Here is a 1,855-nt window from a genome sequence, read left to right as displayed (position 1 = left end):
TCGAACGGAACGGTGTCGTGCATCCATCGCTGATGCCGCTGGCGTTCGAAGCTTTGGCGCGCTGATCGATGGGCATCGAAGTTGTCACCATTTTGGTCGGCGGCGGGCGTTGGTCGGCGTTCGAAAAGATCAACGTGCGCGCGGCCTTTAACGAAGCTGCACGGTCGTTCAGCTTTGAGGTTGCGGCTGAGATGGGGGATTCGGCGACCAACCGGCTCTTCACCAAGGGGACGCCGGTGAAGATCTACGCGAATGCTGATCTGCTGCTCGATGGCCAAGTCGACAAGCGGCAGCCGCAGTTCGAAGGCGACCCGCCGAAGGCGTCTATCACGGTTTCGGGGCGTTCGAAATCAGCCGATCTGATCGATGGGAGCGCCGAGCACGATACCGGCTCGATCAAGAATAAGACGCCGGACCAGATTGGTAACGAGGTCTGCAAGAAATACGCGGCCAAGTTCCGAACTGATCAGCAGCTCGACAAGGTTGAAAAGTATCAGGTCACACCGGGCGAGAGCGTGTTCCGCTGCGTCGAGAAGCTTGCTCGTCAGCAGGGCATGACGCTCGCTGGGCGCGCAGATGGTGACGTCGACATCACCAAGGCAGGCAGCAAGCGCCACGCCGGAGGGCTTATCGAGGGCGTCAACATCAAGGGTGGTTCGGCTGATCACGACGGATCGAACCAGCACTCGGAATACATCGTCCGCGGTCAGCGACCTTCGGGGCACGGCGAGGATAATCTCGAAGTTGAGGCGCGAGAAAAGGACGAGTCAGTCAAGCGGCATCGCCCGGTGGTGGTCGTCCAGGATGAGGACACTGACAAAAAGCGGGCGAAGAAGCGGGCGAAAAACCGCAAGGAACGCGCTGCCGGCGACGCGCTGAAAGCGACAATCCGGGTGCAGGGTTTCCGCGACGAAGCCGGCACGGTGTGGACGCCGGGTTGGCTGGTCTGGACCGAAAGCCCGTTCCTGGACATCGCTCAAGACATGCTGATCGAGAGCGTCGATTTCGACCAGGACGAGAACGGCAGCATTGCGACGCTGGGACTGACAGATCCGCGGTCCTACGGCGGCGAGGACAGCAAAGGCAACAAGTCCGGAGAAGAGTGGAAGCGCTGATGTCGTATTACGAGCATGATGACGCGCTGCGTAGCATGCTGCGGCGGGCTCGGGTGCTGAAGATCGACGACAGCGGATCCCAGCAGCTGCTCGACCTCGGCGGCCTGAAGTCCGAGCGGCCGGAGAAGATCGTCCGCATCCAGGATCACGGCTTCACATCGCATCCGCCGAAACAGGGCGAGGGCGTGATGCTGCAGCTCGGTGGCCGCTCCGATCGCACGATGTTCTTCGGCGGCGAGCACAAGGACTATCGGCCGAAGAACACCGCCGAAGGCAACGCGGTGCTCTACGACGACAAAGGCAACGTCGTTTGGATGAAGAGCGGAGAGGGTATCCACCTCACTGCGAAAAAAGGTCAGGTCGAGCTGCGATCAACTGACGACAAGGTCTGGGTGAAGCCCGGCGACGGCAAGAAAGTCTATCTCGGTGGTGATGGCACTGACGGGTCGTATTCGCCGGTGATGACCGAGGCCGGACCGTCGATCAATGTGATGGCGAGGTATGCCTGATGGCGAAGCTGCAAGTACGTATCGGTGAGAGCTCCGATGCGCAGCCAAACCTCAGCTGGGATACGATCTGGTCGCCATGGGCGGGCGGCGGAGATTGGGCGATCGCCGGCGCCGATGAGCCGCAAAACCGGGGCGGCTTGCAGTCTAAGGCGGCGCTGCACACCGCGGTGATCATCCAGCTGTTCACCGATCGCCGCGTTCCGGACGATCATCCGCTGCGCTACCTGGTGC

At 61.3% G+C, this 1,855-nt stretch carries 3 protein-coding genes; all 3 read left to right on the top strand.

Features of this window, described 5'->3' with window-relative positions; translation table 11 throughout:
* Window positions 1-92 precede the first annotated feature (92 nt).
* Entirely contained in the window at window positions 93-1,115 is a 1,023-nt protein-coding gene (locus DYI24_RS25865) for a phage baseplate assembly protein (protein WP_164574344.1), read from the top strand.
* Window positions 1,115-1,624: a phage baseplate assembly protein domain-containing protein gene (locus DYI24_RS25860; protein WP_164574343.1), complete on the top strand. Its 510-nt coding sequence runs from the start codon at window positions 1,115-1,117 to the stop codon at window positions 1,622-1,624. Before DYI24_RS25865 ends, DYI24_RS25860 begins: the two co-directional genes overlap by 1 nt.
* Window positions 1,624-1,855, top strand: a 232-nt coding sequence (locus DYI24_RS25855; RefSeq protein ID WP_205523699.1) for a GPW/gp25 family protein, incomplete at its 3' end; no start/stop codon positions are given. The genes DYI24_RS25860 and DYI24_RS25855, both read left to right, overlap by 1 nt.

The sequence above is a fragment of the Rhodopseudomonas sp. BR0C11 genome (genome assembly GCF_010820945.1).
GTDB lineage: Bacteria > Pseudomonadota > Alphaproteobacteria > Rhizobiales > Xanthobacteraceae > Rhodopseudomonas > Rhodopseudomonas palustris_H.
This window is presented reverse-complemented; position numbering and strand designations above follow the sequence as displayed.